Below are 18,809 nucleotides of genomic sequence, written 5' to 3'. Positions count from 1 at the left end.
CGACGTATCTCCCTGGTTCTCGCTAGTTCCGGGTCGAGTTGCGAACGTTGCTGTCGGTAAGGCAACTGTCCACATGGTTATCCACAGGTGTGGACAGTAGGGATGAAAGCGTGCCGCAACCTACCGGCAACGGCTCGCGATCTCCGTGCTCACGACAACCGGTCAAGGTTGTCTGGGCAGCTAGTCGATCCGCCATCCTCGCTTGATTGTCGACCACCGTTTCGGCGCTGAAACGGCGTGATAACTACACCGCCCGAAGCTAACAGTTTTCCGTACAGCTGCCAACCGTTCTTTTGTATTCCGGTGGGGTTCTTTGTGATTGTGGCGATCTCGGGCATGAGAATAGTGGACGGCTTGGCGGGCACGACGGTTTGATGTGGTTCTGTTGGGGCGGGCGAGGTTTGACCAGGGGAAGGCGTGTCAGTACCCTCAAACAGTCGCCCGAAAGTCGGCGATGCGGCTGCGACCTGGATCAGTCCGGGGACCGCGCCGGCCAGCAGCGAAGCTACCTCCGACCGACCCGCGGACCAACCCAGTTGGAATGCAGCAAGTGGCCGGATGGTGATGCCAGACAGAGCGAGGAGAAGCCCGTGGCCAAGGGCAAGCGGACCTTCCAGCCGAACAACCGCCGTCGAGCCCGTGTTCACGGTTTCCGGCTGCGGATGCGCACCCGTGCGGGACGCTCCATCGTCGCCAACCGGCGCCGCAAGGGTCGCCGCGCGTTAACTGCTTGATCGCAGCGCCGGGTTTCTTGGCGGTGCTTCGTGCACGCAACCGCATGAGGCGGTCAGCGGATTTCGACGCAACGGTGAAGCACGGGCTGCGGACCGTGCAGCCCGACGTCGTCGTTTACGTGTGGCGTGGGAGTGAGGACGAAGTGGCAAGCGGTCCGCGGGTCGGACTGATTATCGCCAAGGCGGTGGGATCGGCCGTGGAGCGCCATCGGGTGGCGCGCCGGCTGCGGCACGTGGCCCGATCGATACTCACCGATCTTCGGCCATCCGATCACATGGTGATCCGGGCGCTGCCCAGCAGTCGGCATGTGTCGTCGGCCTGGTTGGAGCAGCAATTGCGCTGCGGCGTACGACGGGCTGTGGAACTGGCGGGTAGCGGCCGGTGACGATGTCGGGACGACGCCGCCTACGCCCGGTCCGGGCCACCGGCAGGGTGGCAGCGGGCTGCCTCATCTTCCTCATCCAGACCTACCGGCACATGGTTTCGCCGCTGCGACCGGCATCGTGCCGGTTTATTCCCACCTGTAGTCAGTACGCCGTCGATGCGCTCACCGAGTATGGCGTGGTTCGAGCGAGTTGGTTGACGGCGGTCAGACTCGCTAAGTGCGGGCCCTGGCATCGCGGAGGGTGGGACCCGATACCGGAGCGCCTACCGGAAAACCGGAGTTGCCGCGCAGACGTCGACGACGCGATGGATGTCTGGGGTCCCGCGCCAAAGCAAGGGGAGAGTGAGTCTTTTGTTTGATTTCTTCAGCCTCGACTTCGTCTACTACCCGGTGTCGTGGATCATGTGGGTTTGGTACCGGTTGTTCGCGTATGTGTTGGGGCCGTCGAACTTCTTCGCCTGGGCACTATCGGTGATGTTCCTGGTTTTCACGCTGCGTGCGCTGCTGTACAAGCCGTTCGTGCGCCAGATCCGCACCACGCGGCAGATGCAGGAGTTGCAGCCGCAGATCAAAGCGCTGCAGAAGAAGTACGGCAAGGATCGTCAGCGCATGGCGCTCGAAATGCAGAAGCTGCAACGCGAGCACGGCTTCAATCCGATCCTAGGGTGCCTGCCGATGCTGGCGCAGATCCCGGTGTTTCTTGGGCTTTACCACGTGCTGCGCTCGTTCAATCGCACGACCGGCGGCTTCGGTCAACCGCATCTGTCGGTGATCGAGAACCGCCTCACCGGGAACTATGTTTTCAGCCCGGTGGACGTCGGACACTTCCTGGATGCCAACCTGTTCGGCGCCCCGATCGGGGCTTCCATGACGCAACGCGCCGGGTTGGATGCGTTCATCGATTTCAGTCGTCCTGCGGTGATCGCGGTCGGTGTGCCGGTGATGATCCTGGCCGGGATTGCGACCTACTTCAACAGTCGCGCGTCGGTCGCGCGGCAGAGCGCGGAGGCGGCCGCCAATCCGCAGACCGCGATGATGAACAAGCTGGCGCTGTACGTGTTTCCGCTCGGCGTGGTAGTCGGCGGACCGTTCCTTCCGCTCGCGATCATCTTGTACTGGTTCTCGAACAACATCTGGACGTTTGGACAGCAGCACTATGTGTTCGGGATGATCGAAAAGGAAGAGGAAGCCAAGAAGCAGGAAGCGATCCGGCGCCGGGCAGCCAACGCACCGGCACCGGGCGCCAAGCCCAAGCGGAGTCCGAAGACGGCACCGGGGGGTGGGGCGGCGGCCTCGGTAGAGGCCGACGATAGCGACGGCGACGCGGAGTCGGGGACGGCGAAGCCGGAGACCGGGGATGAGGCAACCGAAACCAACACCGCGGACACACAAGCCGATAGGCCCAATCCGGCCAGACGAAACACCGGTCCGAGCAGTCGCACCCCGCGCCCCGGAGCGCGACCAAGGAAACGCAAACGTTGACGGACCGCCATAGATTTCGGGGCAGGCCGGGCGGGCGGCCCCATCGGAAACACCCATCCGCAGACGAGGGGAGAGCAACCCATGGCCGACGCTGACACCACAGAACTAGACGTTGACGCACAAGTCGCCGGCGGAGGTGTCGAGGAGAACACAGCCGTGGAGGTCGACGAGGCCGACGATCAAGAGGAGCGGTTGGTCGCCGAGGGAGAGATTGCCGGTGACTACTTGGAAGAGCTGTTGGACCTCCTGGACTTCGACGGCGACATCGACCTGGACGTCGAAGGCAGCCGTGCGGTGGTGAGCATCGACGGCAGCAACGACCTGAACAAGTTGGTCGGGCGCGGCGGCGAGGTACTCGACGCGCTGCAGGAGCTCACCCGGTTGGCCGTACATCAGAAGACCGGTGTGCGGAGCCGACTGATGCTGGACATCGCGAGCTGGCGGCGGCGGCGCCGGGAAGAACTCGCGGCGCTGGGTGACGAGGTCGCCAGGCGCGTGGCCGAGTCGGGTGAACGCGAGGAACTCACACCGATGACGCCGTTCGAGCGGAAGATCGTCCACGATGCGGTTGCGGCAGTCCCCGGCGTGCACAGCGAAAGCGAGGGCGTGGAGCCGTTGCGGCGGGTTGTTGTATTGCGCGACTAGCCCGCGGGTCATCGGCGTCGAGTTACACCCCTGTGGCAGGTGGGTTGGGCGAGCCGGGCGAGTGCGTCGAGAGCGGAGAATGTTTCACGTGAAACATGGGGGACCTGGGGAGCGGGCGGAGTCCACATCGGCCCCAAAGGACTCCGCGGTGTTCGTCGCGGCGTCCGCCGTCTTCGGACCACGATTGGGCCTTGCGCAGCGGTACGCCGAGGCGTTGGCCGGCGCCGGGGTGGAGCGTGGACTATTGGGACCACGCGAGGTCGGTAGGCTGTGGGACCGGCATCTGCTGAATTGCGCCGTGCTCGGTGAGCTTCTCGAACATGATGACCGCGTGGTGGATATCGGTAGTGGAGCGGGGCTGCCCGGCGTGCCGTTAGCCATAGCGCGGCCCGACCTCCGGGTCGTTCTCTTGGAACCGCTGTTGCGCCGGACCGAGTTTCTTCGAGAGATTGTGAACGACCTCGGCGTAGCCGTCGAGGTGGTGCGCGGGCGTGCCGAGGAGCCGTGGGTGCGGGAGCAGTTCGGCGGCAGCGACGCTGCGGTGTCACGCGCGGTGGCCCCATTGGACAAGTTGACGAAATGGAGTATGCCGTTGCTACGGCCGAACGGGCGAATGCTCGCAATTAAGGGGGAGCGCGCTCCCGACGAAGTGCGGGAACACCGGCGTGTGATGACCGCATCGGGCGCGGTTGATGTCAGGGTGGTGACATGTGGCGCGAACTATTTGCGTCCGCCCGCAACCGTGGTGTTCGCGCGACGTGGACGTCAGATGGGGCACAAACCGAGACGGATGGCGAGCAGAGGGACGACATGAGTTCTCGATACGACACCATGCCCGCCACCGCACCCCGTATCCGGCCCGAGGTGGGCGAGCCGCTCCAGGGTGGAATGGCAGCCACGACCGGAGCGGCGCACAATCCGACGATGAATGTTTCACGTGAAACATCGACCGAATTCGACACCCCGATCGGCGCTGCCGCGGAACGCGCCATGCGGGTTCTGCACACCACCCACGAGCCGCTGCAGCGGCCGCCCCAACGCCGCGTGCTCACCATCGCCAACCAGAAGGGCGGCGTGGGTAAAACGACGACCGCCGTCAATATTGCCGCCGCGCTTGCGGTACAGGGCCTCAAGACGCTCGTTATCGACCTCGATCCCCAGGGCAACGCGAGCACGGCGTTGGGTATCACCGATCGGCAATCCGGCACACCCTCGTCGTACGAGGTGCTTATCGGCGAGGTTCCGTTGCGCACCGCGTTGCGGCACAGCCCGCACAGCGAGCGGCTGTTTTGCGTACCGGCCACGATCGATCTGGCCGGCGCCGAGATCGAATTGGTCAGCATGGTGGCGCGCGAGAACCGGTTGCGCACCGCCCTGGCCGAACTCGACAACTTCGACTTCGACTACGTTTTCGTCGACTGCCCGCCCTCGCTCGGACTGCTGACCATCAACGCCCTCGTGGCCGCACCGGAGGTGATGATCCCGATCCAATGCGAGTACTACGCGTTGGAAGGGGTGTCACAGCTTATGCGCAACATCGAGATGGTGAAGGCACACCTCAACCCCCAACTCGAAGTGACAACCGTCATTCTCACCATGTACGACGGCCGGACAAAGCTCGCCGACCAGGTGGCCGAGGAGGTCCGTCAGTATTTCGGAAGCAAGGTGCTGCGGACGGTGATTCCACGCAGCGTCAAGGTTTCCGAGGCACCGGGTTACAGCATGACGATCATCGATTACGATCCCGGCTCCCGCGGGGCGATGAGCTATCTCGACGCCAGTCGCGAACTTGCCGACCGCGACCGACCACCAGCCGGGAAGGGACGACAATGACGCCGCCGTCACGCAGGAAGGGCGGCCTTGGCCGCGGCCTGGCTTCGCTGATCCCGACCGGGCCCGCAGAGGGTGACTCGGGAACGTCGACGTTCGGTCCCCGGATGGGGTCTGCCGCCGCGGACGTGGTGATCGGCGGACCGGTCCCGGACGCAACCGTGATGGGTGCGGTGTATCGGGAGATCCCGCCAAGCGCCATCGAGGCGAATCCCCGTCAGCCGAGGCAGGTGTTCGACGACGAGGCGCTGGCCGAGCTGGTGCATTCCATCCGCGAATTCGGTCTCCTGCAGCCGATCGTGGTGCGGTCGTTGGCCGGATCCCAAGGCGGCGCGCGCTACCAGATCGTCATGGGGGAGCGGCGCTGGCGGGCCGCCCAAGAGGCCGGATTGGCCGCCATCCCGGCTATCGTGCGCGAAACCGGCGACGACAATCTGCTGCGCGACGCGCTGCTGGAAAACATTCACCGGGTACAGCTAAATCCCTTGGAAGAAGCGGCGGCGTACCAGCAATTGCTCGACGAGTTCGGGGTTACCCACGACGAACTGGCGGCGCGCATCGGGCGCTCGCGACCGTTGATCACCAACATGATCCGGCTGCTGAAGCTCCCGATCCCGGTGCAGCGCCGAGTGGCCGCCGGTGTGCTGTCGGCCGGACATGCCCGCGCACTCCTGTCGCTTGAGGCCGGTCCGGACGCACAGGAAGAACTCGCGGGCCGGATCGTCGCGGAGGGTCTGTCGGTGCGCGCCACCGAGGAGGCGGTCACGCTGGCCAATCACGAGGCCAATCGCGAGGACACCGCTACTCCGCCGCCGCCGCGGCGCAAGCCGATTCAGATGCCTGGCCTTCAAGATGTTGCTGACCGCCTGTCGAATACCTTTGACACGCGGGTGACGGTCAGTCTCGGCAAACGCAAGGGCAAGATCGTGGTGGAGTTCGGTTCGGTCGATGATTTGCAGCGCATCATCGGTTTGATGACCGTTGATGACCGAGAGAAGGCCTGAACTAGGGACATTCTGTGATTACGTCACTGTGACACTAGGACCGTGTCGGGGTGCAAAGAACCCGTCCCAGGCACCGCGATAGAACGCAGAATCGTTGTGCGGCAAACGGATTAGAGATTCGGCCGGGCGGTTGTCCCCGGGCGGACATGATCCGGGCATGGTGACAGGAGTGACGCTACGAATACTGGCCCGATCGCGACAATCTCTCCTATCCTAGAGGGGTTGCTGATGCACATCAGCCGGGGAGGGCGGGGCTGGTGGGCATCGCCTTGCGACGACGCGGGCGGCGTGATGGCCCGCGGAGGAGCGGGGCCATGGATTGCAGTACCGCACGGAGGCCAGGAGACTATTGTCCGCTCGTATCACAGCGCTGCGACTCGAAGCCTTCGAGCAGCTGCCCAAGCATGCGCGCCGCTGTGTTTTCTGGGAGGTCGACCCCGCGACCCTAGGTAAAGAAGACCATCTCGCCGACCCTGAATTCGAAAAGGAAGCCTGGTTGTCGATGGTGATGCTGGAGTGGGGTTCGTGCGGTCAGGTCGCTACTGCGGTCCCCGACGAGCGCAGCCACGCCGAACCACCATGCCTCGGGTATGTGCTCTACGCTCCGCCCAGGGCGGTACCGCGGGCCCAGCGGTTTCCCACCGCGCCGGTATCGGCGGACGCGGTACTGCTGACGTCGATGGGCATCGAGCGCGGACAAGCCGACGAAGATCTACCGCACAGCCTGATTGCCCGGGTGATTGACGAGCTGGTCCGGCGCGGCGTCCGGGCGCTGGAAGCGTTTGGCCGGACGTCGGCGGCCACCGAACTGCAGAATCCGGGAGCGGTTACCCCGGACGTCCGGCCGGTGTTAGAGGCCCTCGGCGACTGTTCGGTCGAACACTGCATCATTAGCGCGGACTTCTTGCTGGACGCGGGTTTCGTGGTGGTGGCACCGCACCCGTACTTCCCGAGGTTGCGTCTCGAACTGGACAAAGGCCTGGGATGGAAAGCCGAAGTCGAGGCCGCCCTAGAGCGCTTGCTGGAGAATGCTCAACTGGAAGAGCCGGTGGCGGCGGGGTCGACGGTTGGCAATGGGCTGCAAACCCTGGCATTCGGGGTGGCGGCGACTAGGAACCGCTGAGTCTGCTCGCCCGCTCGACAGACAGTTCGTGGGCGAGCAACTCGGCGAAAGTGAATGTGCCGGTGGGTCGATCGTTCTTGCCTAGCAGATACAGCCGCTTGACCGCGGCGAGAATCCCCTCGGCGATGGCATCTCGGGTCTGTGTTGAGACCAACTTCCCACAATCGCGCGGGTTGGTGATATAGCCGATATCGACCTGAACGGTCGGCATTCTGGTCAGCCGTAACAGATCCCACGTCCGACCATGGACACGACAATCCCGTAAGCCGGTTCGCGCCACCACTTCTCGTTGAATGAAGTCGGCTAGATTGCGGCCGATGGTGGACACCGAACCGTGCGAGTTGCCGAAGTGAAAAGAGGCCACACCATTGGCCGCAGGGCTGGCCTGGGTCTCGCACCGCAGACTGATCATCAGGTCTGCGCCAACGGCGTTGGCCGTGGCGGCGCGCTCTGCGTCCGATGGGCTGCGGTTGGTCGGGCGGGACAGATATGTGTCCATGCCGATGGCAGTCATTCGCCCCTCGAGCCGACTTGCCAAGTCCCACAACATGTCCGCTTCGCTGATGGGCCCCGAAGGCCCTTGTGTAATCAGTCCGCGATCTGCACCGCCGCGGCCGGGGTCAATGATGATCCGTTTGCCAGACAGCTTCGGCCCCGAGTTGCGGACCAGTTCTTCTTCGCGAATTGCATGTGGTGAGCCGCCACTGACTCGCGAGCTCAGAAAATACAAGGAACGCAACGTTTCTGGACCACAGATACCGTCTGCGGCGAGGCCGTACTCACGCTGATAGGACATCAACGCGTTGTGGGTCTGTAACCCAAAGTGACCGTCAACCAGCCCGGTGTAGAAACCAAGGTCCTGCAGCCGAGCCTGCAGGGTAGCGACGTCGTCACCGTAGAGCGGGGCACCGAACTGGTGGTACAGCGTGCGGGCACCTAGCCGGTACGAGGCTTCCTTCAACGCGCGGTAGGTGGCCTCACCGACGATGCCGTCCACCAGCAGACCGCGATGCTGCTGGAAGGCACGGACCGCCTGGTCGAGCTCCGCGTCGAACAACTCGAGTGCGACGTTCCGGCCGGTGGTCAGATCCTCGTCTGGACGATCCAGCATCCCCAACGCGGCCAGCGCTGCCCGGATCTCGGTGACAGCCGCGCTGCGGTCGCCACAGCGCAGCGCATCGCCGTCTTCGCGGCGCGGACTCGGCATACCAAGGGCCCTCCGGGACTAGCTCACGTCGTTGACAAATGCAGGACAGCCAACGGGTATTGTCGCAGATCCTTATCGATTTCGGGAAAACCCCAGGCTAACCGCGAGCCCCATCCAGCCAACCAGAAGGGGACCGTGGCGATCGCAAGCGCGGGGTGGCCGGGCGTGGCGGGTCGCCACCATTTGGGTCGGTGGCGATCGCAAGCGCGGGGTGGCCGGGCGTGGCGGGTCGCCACCATTTGGGTCGGTGGCGATCGCAAGCGCGGGGTGGCCGGGCGCGGCGGGTCGCCACCATCGCGCTAGTTGAGGTTGGGAACCGCGTCGGAGAGCTCGCGCAGCAACGCCGCCTTGCCCTTGGCGCCGACGATTCGCTTCACCGGTTCGCCGTCCTTGAACAGGATCAGGGTGGGGATCGAGACAACCTGGAAGTTGCGGGCCGTCTCCGGGTTGGCGTCCACGTCGAGCTTGGCGACCGTGAGGTCGGCTGCGCGCTCGGCGGCGATCTCCTCGAGAACGGGCGCTACCATCTTGCACGGTCCGCACCAGGTCGCCCAAAAGTCAACCAGCACAGGCTTATTGCTGGACAGGACATCGGTGGTGAAGGAGGCGTCGGAAACCTCGATGGTGGCGGACTTCTCGGAATCGGTCATCGCTGTGCTCCAATCAACGTGTCGGTATTGTCAGCGTCTCCAGCTGCTGCGCTCTGCGGGGTTGCGCCCGTCTCTGCGTGCTCGGCGAGCCAGCGCTCGGCGTCGATGGCCGCGGCACAGCCGCTGCCCGCGGCGGTAACCGCCTGTCGATAGGTGCGATCCACCAGGTCGCCCGCAGCGAACACGCCCGGCAGCGACGTGCTCGTGGTGCGCCCCTGCACCAGCACGTAACCGTCCGGGTCAACGTCGATGGCAGCACGCACCAACTCCGACCGCGGCTCGTGCCCGATCGCGACGAAAACACCGGTCACCGGCAGTGTCGTTTCGGCACCGGTACTGGTGTCGCGCACCCGCAGCCCGGTCACCGTCGTGTCCCCGTCCACCGCGACGACGGTGTGGTTGGTGATGAATCGGATCTTTTCGTTGTTGCGGGCACGGTCGAGCATGATTCTCGAAGCCCGGAACTCGTCGCGGCGATGTACGAGTGTCACACTACGGGCGAACCGGGTCAGGAACGTGGCCTCCTCCATCGCCGAGTCACCGCCGCCGATGACCGCGATGTCCTGATCACGGAAGAAGAATCCATCACAGGTGGCGCACGAACTCACCCCGCGCCCAAGCAACTCCTGCTCGCCGGGCACATGCAGATAGCGTGCCGCCGCACCCATCGCCAGGATCACGGCCCGGGCCCGATGAGTCTCCCCGTCGGCGGTGACGACCGACTTGACCGGCCCGTCCAGCGATACCGCTTCGATGTCTTCCATCCGCAGGTCCGCGCCGAACCTCAGCGCCTGTTCCCGCATCTCATCCATCAACTCCGGACCGGTGATGCCCTCGCGAAACCCCGGATAATTCTCCACTTCGGTGGTGGTCATCAGCGCGCCGCCGAAAGACGTGCCCTCGAATACCAGGGGTGCCAACTGGGCACGAGCGGCGTACAGGGCCGCGGTGTACCCCGCGGGACCGGAACCAATAACGATCACCTCGTGGATGGCGTCTTGAACGGGGTCATGGGCAGACGGGGCGGTCATGCGAGCCTTTCAGGTACGAGTGCAGATCTCCAGACGACGAACGCCAGCGTAGGCATTGCTGTTCCCGCAGGCGACCCACAGCACGCAAACCCGTCAAGCGCGGGGGACCATTGTGCTAGCCAAGAGCCCGGTATCGGCAGCGCTGCAATGCGACGTCACTGCGAAAACGGCCAGCTTGTCGGGGGTATCTGCGGGCACCACCAATAGCACGGCGGGCGTGGCGTTGATATCGATCGGCTGTGCGCCCAGCACCGGGGTGGACGCCGGATAACCGAGGCCGCTGAGGCAGGACGCGCGTCGGGACGGGTCGTGCAGCGGGCCTCCCAGTGGGCCATAGTCCGGAGAGGTGCGGAGCAGTTCGAGGATCTGCGGCTGTGACAGCGGTATCACCGCGGCAGGCGCCGACACCGTGATGTGCTGCGCGGTGGCCGGCGCGCTAGGCGTGGGGGGCGGTCGATCGAGTAGCGCCGCGGTTCCGAGACCGATCGCTGCGACCACCGCGCACAACCCCGCCACACCGGCGATCACGCGGGTGGGGTGGACGGGTGGGCGGGCGGCGTGAGCGGCGCCGGGTGAGGTGCTCGGGCGCGCGGACCGCAGCGCCGCCAAGATTCTGGCGGTGACCGCCGGGGGAGCGTTTGGCGCGGAAGCGGGGTCGGCGCCGACGCTGGCGACATCGCGACGCGCCTGGTTCAACGCGCGCAGGATTTGCTGGGCCTGCGGGTCCGAGCGGACCTGGCTGCGGACGCGGGCGGCGGTTGCGTCGTCCAGCAGACCCGCCTGCAGGTCGGCGAGCAGCTCAACGGTCAGCGGCGGGTCCGCGAAGCCGGCGGCATCGCATTCCTCGGGGTCCTTGTCGGCGGCATTCATCGGCCCCAGTGTCCGTCATGCCCGGTAGCGATCGCCAAGTGCGGGGGCCAGCGGCTAGCGCACCGGTCGGTGCTATGGCTGACCAGCAGCGCGGTCGGAGGTGGTGTCGGCACCTGTGTTCAGGTAGCCCAACAGCCGCGCGAGGCGGGCCCGCGCTCGGGCGCAGCGGCTCTTGACGGTGCCCTCGGCCACCCCCAGCATCCGGGCGGTGTCGGCGACCGAGTACCCCTGCATGTCCACGGCGACCACTGCGGCGCGTTGTTCAACCGGCAGCCGCAGCAATGCCCGCTGCACCACGATCGCGGTCTCGACCTGAGCCGTCCGATCGGCGACCGGATACACGTCCTCCAACGGGGTGGTCGGCGCAGCGTTGGTTCGACGCAGCCGGTCCAGGCAAGCGTTGACCACGATGCGGTGCAGCCAACTGCTGACGGCGGCGTCGTACCGGAAAGAGCCGGCGCCGCGGTGTGCTGACAGCATGGCGTCTTGCAGGGCGTCGTCGGCGTCTTCGGGGGTCCGACTGGTGAGCCGCGCGAGCCGGTGTAGCTGGCGGTGATGACGGACGAACAACTGATCGAAGGCGTGCCGGTCGCCGGCGACATGGGCGGCCAGCAGCTCGGCGTCGCTGCGTTCGTGACGGCTCCCGGAACCCACGGCCGGACAGTAACCAATCGGTGCGGGCGTGGCACTTCACCCCGGCTGGCCGGTACTGCCGGTACCGGACCCGGTCAGGATGCGGCGTAGACGGTGATCTCCGAGATGTCGGCTTGGCTCTTACCGTCGGTGGTTCCCAAGGTTGAGATCCATACCAGCAGATTTGAGGTCGGTGCGGCCCCTTTGACCGAGATGGTGTTGGGACCGGGCTTGAGCGCTGTAGCCGAAGCCAACACGGTGGTGTCCTCCAGCGTGGCCGGTGTCGGCGTGGATGCCGAGCGGATTTCCACCTTGGTGCCGGTGCTGGCCACGTTAATGGCGACGGTGCCGACGACCGTGGACTGGGGCAGCTGCAACATCAACCCGACCCCGTTCTTGAAACCGGGGAACGGGACGGGATCGGTGTAGACGTCGGTTTTCCACGAGGTGCTCGAATTGCCGTCGATCGCCAAATCGGCCTGGCTGGGGTTGTCGGCTCCACCGTCGGGGGAGAAGACCGTGACCTTCGTGGGTTTGACGACGCTGCCGGGCGGCGCCGAACTCGCCGGCGAAGTCGATGAGGTGGGTGCGTTGAGGCCCAGCTCGTCCTTGTTGAGGCCGCCGACATCGCCGAAAATCCGGCTTAACACCGAAGCCAAGACCAGCAGGGCCACCAGGAGGACGGCCGCGCCCGCGCCGATGCCGATCAGCAGGTTGCGGCGCCGGCGGGTGTAGGTTTCCCTGTCCGGTGTCGATGGGCGGGGCGCCGCCGGGACCGGCAGCTCGTCGATCGTTCCCAACACCTCGGTGCGATCGGCCACCGCAGTCGCCTGCTGCAGCAGGTTCAACAGCGTTGACGCGCTGCGTATCCCGCCGTCCTCTTGAACCGACCGGGCCGCCACGGCGGAAATCTGGAAGGGGATGTCAGGGTCGACGACGGCGGGTTCGACGGGATGGCCGGCGGCGTCGCGCTCCGCCGGTGCCAACCCGCTGCGTACGCCCGACTCCGGCAGCGGCCACCGGTTGATCAGCAGGGCATACAGCGAGGCACCGATACCGCGGATGTCGTCCTGCGGGTTCGCGTCGGGCATGGTCGCGGGGTAGGCCAGTACGACGTCGCCTTCGATGCTGACACGCACCCGGCTGGGATGGTCGACCGAAAGGGCGACACCCGTGCGGTGGGCAGCGTCTGCGGCCGCGGCCAGCGATTGCATCGCCCGGATGGCGCCGACCGGCGACGGTGAGGTATCGGCGACTTCCTGCAACGAACCCCCGCGGATCCACTCCGCGACCACCAAGCCGCCGGCCCGGGTGTGCAGGACGTCGAGCACCCGGGCCACACCGGGCTTGTCGATACGGCTGAGCCGCAATGTGCGCGACAGGATCTCCTGGAGCACCTCGTCGGGCAAGACACCTTGCGGGTCGACGAAGGTCAGCGCCACCTGCCGGTCCAGCGCCGTATCCAGCGCCTGCCAGAACTGCAAGGGTGGCACGCCCCCGTGGGAGAGCAGCAGGCGATAGCGACCGTTGGCGATGCGGGCGCCGGGTACCAGTTGGACATCGTCTGGGGGTCCGGACGGTTCGGGGCCCGGTTCGCGGGGCGCGTCGAAGGAAATCGGGCCCCGGGCCGGATCGGCTGAGAGATCGCCGTTTTGCTCGTCGGACGGGCGTGGCCGGGAAGCGGGGCCCCGGTCGGGGCCGGCCGGAATGTCGGGCTGGAACTCGTCGGCAACCGGCCGCGACAGCTCGGCACCTGACGCCGAACCGAACGAGGCGCTCTCCGATGGGCGGTCCGTCACCTCCGGTCCTTTCGCTATCGCGGCTCTGGCTACCTGCTCCGGAGGCCCGCGCCGGATCGGCTCCGCGACCACACTCCCCCCCGGCGGCAAACTCCTTCGCTCAGGGTACGTGACCGGCGCGCGGCCGGACGATTGATCCTGCCCACTCGCAGTGCGCAGTTCGGCCTTCGGGCGTCGGCCCCTGATGCGGGCTTGCACAGCATTTAGCGCCGCCCGCGCCTCGGGGACCTGTGCGCGGAGCATGACCGCGGCCACGATCGGCCCCATGATCAGCGCCAGCACCAACAATCGCAGCAGCGAACCGACGCCACCCGCACGGGCGGTTAGCTCGCCCAGTCCCAGTAGCCGATCGGCCACCTGCGCCAGCAGTCCGGCCAGCAACGACGCGGCGACGGTCACCAGGACGGTCCGTGCCTCGCCGGCGCCGATCAGCTGGCCACCGCCGGGCCGGAGGGTGCGACGCAGTAGGTAGTAGCCGACGAGCGCACCGGCGAGAAAGCCGAGACCGTTGGCCAGCCCGAGATAGCCCGCGACCAGCTGGGGATCACCGGTGACATGCGGCACCAACAGCGAGCCGACAATCTTGACGGTGGTGATGACCACGATGATCGCGATTGGCGTCCACGGTTGTTCGCGGGCGTAGAACACGCGCAGCTGCAACAGCACCAACGCGTAGGGGATCAGCGTGAACGCCGACAACGCGATCGCCGCGCCCAGGTATCCGGCGTCGACGTTCCCGAAATTGCCATAGGCAAACAGCGCGCTACCGATCGCCGGTCCGCCGACTGTCATGAACGCCACCGTCGGGATCAGCGTGATCATGGTCAGCCGGGTGGCCAGGGACAGATCGGCGAGCACGGCGGGGGTGTCGTCGGCGGCGGCGTTGCGGCTCAACCGCGGCATCACCACCGTCAGCACGGTCACCCCGATCATGCCGAACGGCAGCATCAGCACCAGCCAGGCGTAGTTGTAGATCGCGGGGCCGGAAGCCGCTGCCGTGCTGGCGATCTGGTTGCCCACCACCAGTCCGAGCTGACTGATCAGCACATAGAGCACCATCGCGGCGGCCATCGCGCCAAAACGCTTGAGCCGCTGATCGATTCCCCACAGCGGGCGCAGGCTGATGTGCTCACGCCCGATGGCCACCAGCAGCACCGCGGCCTGCGCAAACACGCCTGCGGTGGTGCCGATGCCGAGCACCAGCAGCTTGGCGTTGCCCATCCGAACCGGGTCGACGGAAAGCTCGCCGGGGACCGCTAGATACGCCGCGAGGGTCGCGATGGCCACCACGTTGTTGACGACCGGCGCCCAGGCCGGCGGCCCGAATACGTTGCGGGTGTTCAGGATCGCCATGAACACCGACGACAGGCCGTAAACCAGCACCTGTGGCAGCAGCAGGTAGGCGAACGCCGTGGTCAGTGGCTCGTTGACCTGTGGATTGGTACCCAGCATCAGCCGCACCAGCAGTGGCGCGGCCAGCACCGACAGCGCGGTGGCTCCCAGCAACAGAGTGGTCGCCAGCGTGACCAAGCGGCGCACGAACGCCGCGCCACCGTCCGGGTCGTCCTGCTCGGCGCGAGCCAGCACCGGGACGAAGATCGCCGTGAAGGTGGCCTCCAGCACGAGTGCGGCAACCAGGTTCGGCAGCTGGTTGGCCACCGAGAACGAGCTGGCCAGCGCGGCGCCCAGGATCGCGGCCAGCAGCACAATCCGGGCAAACCCGGTGATCCGGCTGATCAGTGTCGCGAATGCCATCGCCCACGAGCGCGATACCAGCGCCGCGTCGGACAGTTCGGGTTGCCGCTGTGCTAGCCCCTGGGCGGGGTGCTGCTGCGGTATCCACCCCGGCCGCGGCGGAAGGCCCGGCGGCGGAATGGGGCCTCGTGGTTGGGACTGCGGGGGTGGCTGCGGCTGTCGCCGCGATGCCGCCGGCGTCCGCCGGGGAGTGGGATTCATACCCGGTGCTTTTCATCGACCTGATGAACCGCACGGCGCGGCTGGGCGTGTCTGCCGGTCGGCGGGTCGGGTCGATCCAGGTCGGCACGATCGGGCTGGCCACGGAACCGGTGCCAAAGGCGCCGTCCCGCCAGCGCCACCAGCACCGCCGCCGCGGACAGCGTGATCGCGAACAGCACCTTGCCGTAGGCGTTGGAGTGCACCGATAGCCGCACCGGCTCACCCAGCGCCATGCCGTCCGGGGTCCGCAGCGCTACATCGATGGCAACCCGCTGGGTGAAGTTCACCTCGATCGGTACCCGTAGCGGCAGGTACCCGGGCGGCAGCTCGATCTGACCGACATCGGTCACCGTCATCCCGGGCGGAGCATCAACCTGCAGCCGGACCCGGATTGGCACAGCGAGGCCGTTGTGCAGCGCCAACGGTAGGGGACTGTGCTCGGTGGCCAGGGTGTAGGAGCCGCCCGGGTTGACGATGGTCACCGCACCGAAAAGGTCGTCAATCGTCTTGCCAACCACCGCCAGCCGCTGCCGGGCCAGCCCGTTGCGAGTATCGGGGGGCACCGACTGGCTTAGCGCGCGCAGCATGTCCTCGCGTAGCGGTGCGGTGTACTGCACGCCGGTCAGCCCGGTGCGGTCATCGGTAGCCAGCGCCGAGGTCAGCTTCCACAGCCGGCCAACCTGGCCGGAGATCTCGGCGGTGACGTCGTCGTTGAACCGGCCCCGAGCGGCGGCGTAGGCGCCGGGCGGCTCCGGCGGTTCGGTTCGGGCCGCAGCTTCGGCGATCACCGCCGGCAGCGGTCGCGGCACCGCCAGACCCGACCGGATGGCGGTGGCCAGCGCGGTCAGGATGACCTGCGCGTCGTCGCTTTGCAGGCTCCACGACGCCGGCGGCACCAGGATCTGGGTGCGTGGCGCGGCCTCCGGCTCCAAGCTGCGCCACAGCATTGCGCCCAGGGCGTCCTGGCGGCGCGCGGCGACCGAGTCATGCGCGATCCGAACCAGCAGCGCGGGGTCCAGATAGGTAGGAACGATCGGGTTGGTCCCCGCTGCGGCCAGCGCGGCACCGACTGCGGGATCGAATGGCGCGGTCACCACCCGTTGGGACAACCGCCGGGGTGCGGTCGCGGGCAACAGCCCGGAGCCGATCTCGGCAGAACCCTGCTCCTCCTCGGGGCTGAAGTCGGCGGCCGCGATCGCGACCGTGCTGTCGTTGGCGCTGAGCAGGCTGACCGCCCGGTCGGTCAACGGGCCATCGGGCAACAGGGTTGCACCGCGGGTGGAGGTGACATCCAGGATGCGATCGACGATGTCGGCGGGGCTGACGGTGGCGATCGCGCTCAGGCCTGGATCATTGACGCGCTGCAACGCGTCCAGGTCGGCTTGGGCGAACGGCAGTGGCGCCACGCAGGTCCGGTGGGCCAGCGCGCGTAATCGGTCCAGCCAGTTGACCGCGGCGGCCTGGCCGGTGCCGGGGTGGGTCGGGGTGCCGGGCAGTTGCGCGGCCCCGTCGGGTGAGTCGGACACCACGTAGCCGCCGGTCATGGCGTTGACGGTGACGAGTAGATCCGGATCGACGGCCAGGCACAGCGCGCGGCCGACGGCCCCGTCGGGGTCGACATCGCGGCTGGTGGCGAGTTCGGCCGCGGACAGCAGGATGTCCAGCCGGCCGCCGTTGGCCAGCGAGTTCGCCAAGTCGTCGTCAACCAGCCGGACCGGAATCGTGCCACCGGGTACACCCGGGGCCAACCGGGGCCGGTCAGCCAGCGGCCACAGCATGGTGATCCATACGGGCTTCGTCGTTTCGGGCGCGACAGCCGAGTCGAAGTCGCTGGCGTGGTCGGGTGGCACCCCGACCACGGGCAGCAGGAATCGGGCATTGTCGAGCCGCGCGGGCGCGCCGTAGTCGGGCGTTCCGTTGACGTTGACCAAGACCGGATAGATCCCGGGCTGGTCGACGGCCAACGACGGCTTGGTCAGCGAGCGCAGTGGGGCGGAGAGGATGAAACCGGCCCCTTGACCGCGCTGCAGTTCGGCGGCCACCGTGAGGAAGTCCGCGGCCGGCTGGTACTGGTCGGTGCTGCCGTCGAGCGAGGTGCGCAACGCCACCGACGACGTCACGGCCGCGGCGTGCTCGAGCCGGACCATCACGTCGCGGACTGGGCGGTCGCCGACATTGGTCACCATTCCGCTGACGGTGACGAGGGGTTCACTGGAAGTGGTGACCAGGTCCGGCGTCACCTGATCGATGCGGACCTGGACAAAGGGTGTCGGGCTGGGCTCGCCGGCGGTCGCCCGCGGCACAGCGGCGGGTACCGTGAGCGCCATCCCAAGGCCGGCCACGATGCCGATCGCTGCCGTCACGCGCACCCATCCGGCCCAGCGGAGCAGCAGCGCGGTCACGGCCCCGGCCCGTGACCGTTCTTCCGGCCCGGTGCTGATTCGTCGGCATGACGGGTGCGCGAGTGCGTCTGCGCTCGTCGCCTGGGCGAGCTGGGCGGTAGCGGTGGAAGCGCCGCGGGGCCATCGCTCTGTAGCTTGTCGATCAGCTCGTCGGCCACCTCGGCCAGTCGACGTTCGTCGGCGTAGGCCAACCGGGACGGCAGTTCCTGGAGCGGCACCCACGCCACCTCGGCGACCTCGAGATCGTCGTCGGACAGCTCGCCGCCCAAGAACCGCATCAAATAGTGGTGCACGGTCTTATGCACCCGGCGGCCATCGGTGACGAACCAGTAGTCGATGCGGCCCAGCGCGGCGAGCACGCTGCCGCGAATGCCGGTCTCCTCGGCGACCTCGCGAATGGCGGTCTGCTCGGCGGTCTCGCCAAGCTCGATGTGCCCCTTGGGTAGCGACCACAGCAGCCGTCCGCGCCGGTCGACGCGGCCGATCAGAGCCGCCACCTGCGCGTCCCGCGGTCCATCGATACCGTCGATGACCAGCCCGCCAGCCGATGTTTCGTGCACGGTGCGCATCCGGTTCGGCCCGCGACGGGGCGAGCGGGACCGGGATCGTTTCGCGGTTGCGGGTGTCGGGGTGGCGTCACCGGCCGATTGGGCGTCCGTAGGATTCTCGGCCGGGCCCACGGCGCGACGGCGCCGGCGCCTGCCCCGGCGCCGACGCGGTTTGGCTTGTTCGCCGTCCGACACCCAAGCGATATTAGCTGGCACGGGCGGGTGTTCCCGATGTACTCGCCGGTTGTTCGGTCCGCGGCGGCGCAGCAGGGTTGATTCTCGGGCCTGCCCCAGCCACCGGGTGGGTTCGCGTCACCATGCGCCGGTGGTGGGGTGCAAGGCGCGACTAGCCGGGTGCAGCGATTCGGCTGAGTCCGCGTCGGTATCCCTGCGCGGCGCTCGGTAGCCTTTGCCACGGTAGCGGAAACCGGGTCGCGTCGGGCGGCTACCCATGTGAGTAAGGCTGGGACGGTGGAGCTGGGCATTCATTCATTACCGTGGCGTGAACG

The 18,809-nt window shown here is 67.0% G+C and carries 17 protein-coding genes; 9 read left to right on the top strand and 8 right to left on the bottom strand.

Annotated features, from left to right (window positions below; genetic code table 11):
• The first annotated feature begins 590 nt into the window (after positions 1–590).
• From rpmH to AADZ55_RS23385, 9 genes are all read left to right on the top strand, one after another.
• Positions 591–734 carry a 50S ribosomal protein L34 gene (gene rpmH / locus AADZ55_RS23425; RefSeq protein WP_085179798.1) on the top strand — a complete coding sequence of 48 codons (144 nt, stop codon included), beginning with the start codon at positions 591–593 and terminating at the stop codon, positions 732–734.
• Between the two features lie 23 nt (positions 735–757).
• Positions 758–1,120, top strand: coding sequence for a ribonuclease P protein component (gene rnpA, locus AADZ55_RS23420; protein WP_085326594.1), 363 nt, complete (start codon positions 758–760; stop codon positions 1,118–1,120).
• A gap of 2 nt (positions 1,121–1,122) precedes the next feature.
• Entirely contained in the window at positions 1,123–1,479 is a 357-nt protein-coding gene (gene yidD / locus AADZ55_RS23415) for a membrane protein insertion efficiency factor YidD (protein WP_085326570.1), read from the top strand.
• Entirely contained in the window at positions 1,463–2,602 is a 1,140-nt protein-coding gene (yidC, locus tag AADZ55_RS23410; RefSeq protein ID WP_085326569.1) for a membrane protein insertase YidC, read from the top strand. The genes yidD and yidC overlap by 17 nt, the downstream gene beginning before the upstream one ends.
• 81 nt (positions 2,603–2,683) lie before the next feature.
• The gene (locus AADZ55_RS23405; RefSeq protein WP_085326568.1) at positions 2,684–3,247 is read left to right on the top strand and encodes a protein jag; all 564 of its coding nucleotides are present in this window, start codon (positions 2,684–2,686) and stop codon (positions 3,245–3,247) included.
• A gap of 79 nt (positions 3,248–3,326) precedes the next feature.
• On the top strand, positions 3,327–4,061 hold the full coding sequence (gene rsmG, locus AADZ55_RS23400; protein WP_085326567.1) for a 16S rRNA (guanine(527)-N(7))-methyltransferase RsmG: 735 nt from the start codon (positions 3,327–3,329) through the stop codon (positions 4,059–4,061).
• Positions 4,062–4,135: 74 nt separating this feature from the next.
• Complete coding sequence (locus tag AADZ55_RS23395; protein ID WP_085326593.1) at positions 4,136–5,080, top strand: ParA family protein; 945 nt, start codon at positions 4,136–4,138, stop codon at positions 5,078–5,080.
• On the top strand, positions 5,077–6,081 hold the full coding sequence (locus AADZ55_RS23390; protein ID WP_085326566.1) for a ParB/RepB/Spo0J family partition protein: 1,005 nt from the start codon (positions 5,077–5,079) through the stop codon (positions 6,079–6,081). Before AADZ55_RS23395 ends, AADZ55_RS23390 begins: the two co-directional genes overlap by 4 nt.
• A gap of 349 nt (positions 6,082–6,430) precedes the next feature.
• Positions 6,431–7,204, top strand: a complete 774-nt coding sequence (locus AADZ55_RS23385; RefSeq protein WP_085326565.1) for an acetyltransferase — start codon at positions 6,431–6,433, stop codon at positions 7,202–7,204.
• On the opposite strand, the gene cwlM is transcribed toward AADZ55_RS23385, so the two are convergent.
• From cwlM to AADZ55_RS23345, 8 genes are all read right to left on the bottom strand, one after another.
• Positions 7,191–8,411, bottom strand: a complete 1,221-nt coding sequence (gene cwlM / locus AADZ55_RS23380) for an N-acetylmuramoyl-L-alanine amidase CwlM (protein ID WP_085326564.1) — start codon at positions 8,409–8,411, stop codon at positions 7,191–7,193. The two genes, AADZ55_RS23385 and cwlM, sit on opposite strands and share 14 nt — an antisense overlap.
• A 299-nt stretch (positions 8,412–8,710) precedes the next feature.
• On the bottom strand, positions 8,711–9,061 hold the full coding sequence (trxA, locus tag AADZ55_RS23375; protein ID WP_085326563.1) for a thioredoxin: 351 nt from the start codon (positions 9,059–9,061) through the stop codon (positions 8,711–8,713).
• A complete protein-coding gene (gene trxB, locus AADZ55_RS23370; protein ID WP_085326562.1) occupies positions 9,058–10,092 on the bottom strand; it encodes a thioredoxin-disulfide reductase in 1,035 nt (344 codons plus the stop codon). Before trxB ends, trxA begins: the two co-directional genes overlap by 4 nt.
• A gap of 93 nt (positions 10,093–10,185) precedes the next feature.
• On the bottom strand, positions 10,186–10,962 hold the full coding sequence (locus tag AADZ55_RS23365) for a hypothetical protein (protein WP_085326561.1): 777 nt from the start codon (positions 10,960–10,962) through the stop codon (positions 10,186–10,188).
• 72 nt (positions 10,963–11,034) lie between these two features.
• Positions 11,035–11,616 (bottom strand): RNA polymerase sigma factor SigM, encoded by a 582-nt coding sequence (gene sigM, locus AADZ55_RS23360; RefSeq protein ID WP_207569132.1) that lies wholly within the window; start codon positions 11,614–11,616, stop codon positions 11,035–11,037.
• A 74-nt stretch (positions 11,617–11,690) separates the two neighbouring features.
• Positions 11,691–15,350, bottom strand: coding sequence for a murein biosynthesis integral membrane protein MurJ (murJ, locus tag AADZ55_RS23355; RefSeq protein ID WP_242670251.1), 3,660 nt, complete (start codon positions 15,348–15,350; stop codon positions 11,691–11,693).
• Complete coding sequence (locus AADZ55_RS23350) at positions 15,347–17,752, bottom strand: hypothetical protein (RefSeq protein ID WP_085326559.1); 2,406 nt, start codon at positions 17,750–17,752, stop codon at positions 15,347–15,349. The genes murJ and AADZ55_RS23350 overlap by 4 nt, the downstream gene beginning before the upstream one ends.
• The gene (locus tag AADZ55_RS23345; protein ID WP_085326558.1) at positions 17,749–18,495 is read right to left on the bottom strand and encodes an NUDIX hydrolase; all 747 of its coding nucleotides are present in this window, start codon (positions 18,493–18,495) and stop codon (positions 17,749–17,751) included. Before AADZ55_RS23345 ends, AADZ55_RS23350 begins: the two co-directional genes overlap by 4 nt.
• Positions 18,496–18,809: the final 314 nt, after the last annotated feature.

It is taken from the genome of Mycobacterium decipiens (assembly GCF_963853665.1).
Taxonomy (GTDB): Bacteria; Actinomycetota; Actinomycetes; order Mycobacteriales; family Mycobacteriaceae; genus Mycobacterium; species Mycobacterium decipiens.
The sequence above is the reverse complement of the archived record's forward strand: the minus strand, read 5'-3'. Positions and strand labels throughout refer to the sequence as shown.